5 protein-coding genes are annotated in these 4,496 nt (G+C 68.0%); all 5 read right to left on the bottom strand.

The window, feature by feature from the left end; translation table 11 throughout:
- Positions 1 to 136: 136 nt before the first annotated feature.
- Positions 137 to 1,633, bottom strand: coding sequence for a carboxypeptidase M32 (locus VGD93_RS05445; RefSeq protein WP_395009969.1), 1,497 nt, complete (start codon positions 1,631 to 1,633; stop codon positions 137 to 139).
- Positions 1,634 to 1,800: 167 nt separating this feature from the next.
- Positions 1,801 to 2,553, bottom strand: coding sequence for a flagellar basal body L-ring protein FlgH (flgH, locus tag VGD93_RS05440; protein WP_395009967.1), 753 nt, complete (start codon positions 2,551 to 2,553; stop codon positions 1,801 to 1,803).
- A gap of 14 nt (positions 2,554 to 2,567) precedes the next feature.
- Positions 2,568 to 3,509, bottom strand: a complete 942-nt coding sequence (flgA, locus tag VGD93_RS05435) for a flagellar basal body P-ring formation chaperone FlgA (protein ID WP_395009966.1) — start codon at positions 3,507 to 3,509, stop codon at positions 2,568 to 2,570.
- Positions 3,510 to 3,521: 12 nt separating this feature from the next.
- Positions 3,522 to 4,307: a flagellar basal-body rod protein FlgG gene (gene flgG / locus VGD93_RS05430; protein ID WP_395009964.1), complete on the bottom strand. Its 786-nt coding sequence runs from the start codon at positions 4,305 to 4,307 to the stop codon at positions 3,522 to 3,524.
- A gap of 15 nt (positions 4,308 to 4,322) precedes the next feature.
- Positions 4,323 to 4,481 carry a flagellar basal body rod C-terminal domain-containing protein gene (locus VGD93_RS05425; protein ID WP_395009971.1) on the bottom strand — a complete coding sequence of 53 codons (159 nt, stop codon included), beginning with the start codon at positions 4,479 to 4,481 and terminating at the stop codon, positions 4,323 to 4,325.
- Positions 4,482 to 4,496: the final 15 nt, after the last annotated feature.

Below are 4,496 nucleotides of genomic sequence, written 5' to 3'. Positions count from 1 at the left end.
CCGCCGCTACAACCCGCTCCCGAAGATCATTGGAAAGAGGTCTCATCAGATGCTGGCCTCCTCACCAGTCAGCATCTTGAATCACAAACACCCCAAAACCGGAATCCCCTGCGATTCAAAAAAGAGCCGAACCGCTCTAGGCCAGATAACGGCGCCTGAGATGCGCGGTGAAGTGCCGCGCGTCGAGCTTTTCACCCGTGGCCCGCTCGAGCAGCTCGGGTGTGGACCAGCGTGAGCCCTGCGACCAGATGTGCTCCCGGCGCCAGTCATTGAGGATGACGAAGCGGCCGTCGCGCATGTGCTGGCGGACGTCTGGATGGGCCCGCTCCAGTGCCGCCCACTGCTGCGCCGCGGTCATCGCCCCGAGCGTGTAGCTCGGGAAGTAGCCGAAGGCCCCCGACGGCCAGTGCACGTCCTGCAGCGGGCCGTCCCTGGGCGTGTCGATGGTGGACAGGCCCAGATACTCGCGCATCGCCGCATCCCAGGCCTCGGGCACGTCCCTGGGCGCGAGCTTGCCCTCGATGAGGTCCTTTTCGATTTCGTAGCGCAGGATCACGTGCAGCGGATATGTGGTCTCGTCGGCGTCGACCCGGATGAGGCCGCGTTCGATCCGGTGGACGTGGGCGAGTATGTCCTCGACCTCCCAGCCGGCGAGGGCCTCGTCGCCGAGATGCTCGCGCACATGCGGCATCGCCCATTCCCAGAACTCCGGGCTGCGGGCCATCTGCTGCTCCACGAACAGGCTCTGGCTTTCGTGGATCGCCATGCCCCGCGCCTTGCCCAGCGGCCAGTGCGACCACGCCGCCGGCAGGTTCTGCTCGTAGAGTCCGTGCCCCGTCTCGTGCAGGATGCCCATCAGCGAAGAGAGGAACTCGGTGGTCGTGTAGCGCGTGGTCATGCGCACGTCGGAGGGCACGCCGCCGCAGAAGGGATGATGCGAGACGTCCAGCCGGCCGTGATCGAAATCGAAGCCGATCGCCTCCATCATGGCTAGGCCGAGCGCCTTCTGCCGCTCGATAGGGAAGGGGGCGTTGAACGGCTTCAGCGGACGGCGGGCCAGCTTGTCTTCCTGATGTGCCAGCGCCTCGGGGGCGAAATCCTTGAGGAAGGCCTTGAGTTCGGCGAAGACCGGGGTGATGTCGGCGGCGCGGTTGCCGGGATCGTACTGCTCCATCATGGCGTCGTAAGGCTCGAGCCCGAGTGCGGCGGCGCGCAGGGAGGCCTCTTCTCGGGCCGTGGCGACAACGCCTTCGAAGGCGGGAAGGAAGCTCTGCCAGTCGCCGCCCGGCCGGACCTCGCGCCACAACTGCTCGGAGCGGACGCGGGCCGCGATCTGCCGGCGCACAAAGTCAGGCGTGAGGCAGGTCATGTTGGTGTGGACGCGCCGGAATTCGCGCATCGCCGCCTGCTGCATCTCGTCGAGCGGTTCGGCCTCGGCGGCGGCGATCCAGTCGACGACCTGTGGCGCCGTCGCCATCTCATGGTAGAGCCCGGCCAGCACCGACATGGCTTCGGCGCGCTTCTCGCCGCCGCCGACGGGCATGTTCACGGCCTCGTCGACCCCGAGCATCGCCTGGGCGTGCTCGATCGCCTCCAGGCGCTTACCGAGTTCGTCGAGTCGGTCGTAGGACATGGGGGCCTCGCTGCGTGCGGAAGAGCCTGTGAGTAGCCAATGCCGCCGCAAAGGGGAAGGGGCGCAGCGGGGACGCTGCGCCCCTCGTGATGGCGGGTTCCGTTCTGGAGACCGCCGCTGCCGTTCACGCCAAACGGGGGATGCGTGAGCGGCGGGGAAGGATGGCCCTAGAAGGGCAGGATCGCGTCGGCGATCTGCTGGCCGTAGCGCGGCTGCTGCACGTCCGTGATCTGTCCGCGCCCGCCATAGGAGATGCGCGCCTCGGCGATCTTGGAGGAGGGGATGGTGTTGTCGGCGTGGATGTCCTCGGGGCGCACGATGCCGGTGACGATGAGGTCGCGGACTTCGAAATTGACCCGCACCTCCTGGCGGCCCTCGATCACCAGGTTGCCGTTGGGCAGCACCTGGGTGACCACCGCCGCGATCTGGGTTTCCAGCGTCTCCTTGCGGTTGACCGAGCCCGAGCCGGTGTCGCCAAGACCCGACTGCGTCGAAATCGCGCCGTCCGCGCCGACATCGAGGCCGGGAACGCCGCCGCCGACCTTGCCGAAGAGCGAACCGAGCACGCCGCCGACGCCCGCTTCGTTGGTGGACGAGCGCTTGCGTGCCGTGGTGTTGGAAATCTGGGCGCTGTCGTCGATGGTCACCAGCACGGTCAGGATGTCTCCCACCTTGTGCGCCCGCTGATCCTTGAAGAAGCCGCGCGCGTCGTTGGAGAACAGCGAATTGGGCTGGTAGGAGGCGGGCACGACCTGCGGCATCGGCATGTGCACGGGGCGATAGCCGGGCTGGACGGTGGGATCCTGGATGGCGGTGAGCTTGGGTGCCTCGCCGATGGTCTTGAGGCGGTCGAACGTGCTGCACCCGGCAAGGAGCGCACACAGGGCGAGGAGAGAGGCCAGCTTGAGCGTGTTCATCATCAAAGCTCCTGGCCTCAGAGGCCGGCTACGGTGAGACGGGGCGAGACGCCGACGCTGCCGTTGTCGAGGGCAACGCCGTAGAGGATCTTGCGCGAGATCGGGTTGAGCACCTGCACCGGCTGCCCGGCGCTGGCGTTGTTGAGCGCCTGGCCCTTGAGCGACAGTGTCATCGGCCCCGAGTGCAGGTAGACGGTCACCATGGAATTGCGCTGGACGACCAGCGGTTCGCTGACGTCGCTGGCCTTCAGCATCAGACCGGAATGGCTGTGCCGCGTGAGCTGCTTGCCCACCAGCTGGTCGAGCCGCGGGATGCCGGCGGTCTCGGCGAAGCGCAGCGGCACGAGCCGCATCTCGATGTCGGAGGCCTGCAGGATGGTTCCGGCTGGCCGGGTTTCGATGAGGTGCGGCGCCTCGATCATGAGTTCGATGCGCCCGGTCAGATCCACGGGCTGCTCCGCGCCGGCCACGAAAAAGCGCGCGGCGAAGCCCTGGTTGGCCGGGGTATAGCGCAGGCTGACGAGCTGCACGGGGCTGGCCACGGCGGCGGCATTGAAAGCGATGTTGCCGGCATCGAAGACCGCCTCGACCGTGACGTTACCGCCGGCGATGCCGCGTGCCCGCAGGTCGTCGGCGATGAGCCGGGTCAGCTGCGCCGAATCGACCAGCGTGCCGGCGCGGGCGACGCGCACCTGCGCGATGCCCCGATCGGCGAACGCAGTGAGCCCGGCGGCCGCGGCGGCGCCGCGCACCGCCTCGAGGGTGACGGTGCCCGCCGTGCCGGGCAGGGGGGCGCGGAACAGCGGCGTGCCGGCGAGATCGCCGGGATCCTCGAACATGTCGCCGACGGTGACGACGGCAGCGGCAACGGTGACGTCCGCCTTGAGAGCCGGAGCCGCCACGGCGGCGCCGAGGCCGAGCACGAAAGCGGCGAGGAGGGATGCGAGCCTGGTTTTCATCTATCGTGTCCCTCAGCGTAGCTGCGTGGTGGCCTGGAGCATCTCGTCGGCCCCCGAGATCACCCGCGCATTCATCTCGTAGGCGCGCTGCGCCGCGATCAGGTCCGAGATCTCGGTGACGGCGTTGACGTTCGCCGCTTCGAGGTAGCCCTGCATCAGCGCGCCCATGCCGTCGATATTGGCCGTGCCGAGCTGGGCCGGGCCACTCGCGGCGGTTTCCACGAACATGTTCTTGCCGATCGACTCGAGCCCACCCTTGTTGACGAAGCGGGCCAGCTGGATCTGCCCCAGCCGCGTCGGCTGGGCATCGGTGCCGAGGAACGCCTCGACCGCACCGTCGGCGCCGATGGCCACGGCATTGGCGGTATCGGGAATGGTGATGCCGGGCTCGATCTGGTGGCCGTCAAGGGTCACCAGCAGGCCGGTATTGTCGCGCTCGAAGGTGCCGTCGCGGGTGTAGGCCGTACGTCCGTCCGGCAGGCGGACCATGAAGAAACCTTCGCCGTTGACGGCAACGTCGAGCTCCTTGTCGGTCGGAGTGACGCTGCCCTGGCTCATGACGCGCGGCGTGCCGGCCGTGCGCACGCCGGTACCCACCTCGATCCCGACCGGGACGATCGAGCCCTGGTCGGACGTGCTCGAGCCGGCGCGGCGATAGGCCTGGTAGAGCAGGTCCTGGAACTCGGCGCGCTGGCGCTTGAAGCCGGTCGTGCGCATGTTGGCGATGTTGTTGGAGATGACCTGGACGTTGAGTTCCTGGGCCATCATGCCGGTCGCGGCGGTGTGCAGGGCGCGCATGGCGGCTGATCCTTTTTACGCGACGTCGGCGAGGCGCGAGATGGCGGTGCGGCGCAGCTCGTCCATGCGCGCCACCATGCCGGCGACGCTGGTGTAGCTGCGGTTCACCTCGATCAGCCGGCTCATCTCGAGAACCGGTTTGACGTTCGAGCGCTCGAGGGCGCGCGCTTCGATGCGGCTCGTATTGCC

The organism is Devosia sp., from assembly GCF_036406155.1.
Taxonomy (GTDB): Bacteria; Pseudomonadota; Alphaproteobacteria; order Rhizobiales; family Devosiaceae; genus Devosia_A.
The sequence above is the reverse complement of the archived record's forward strand: the minus strand, read 5'-3'. Positions and strand labels throughout refer to the sequence as shown.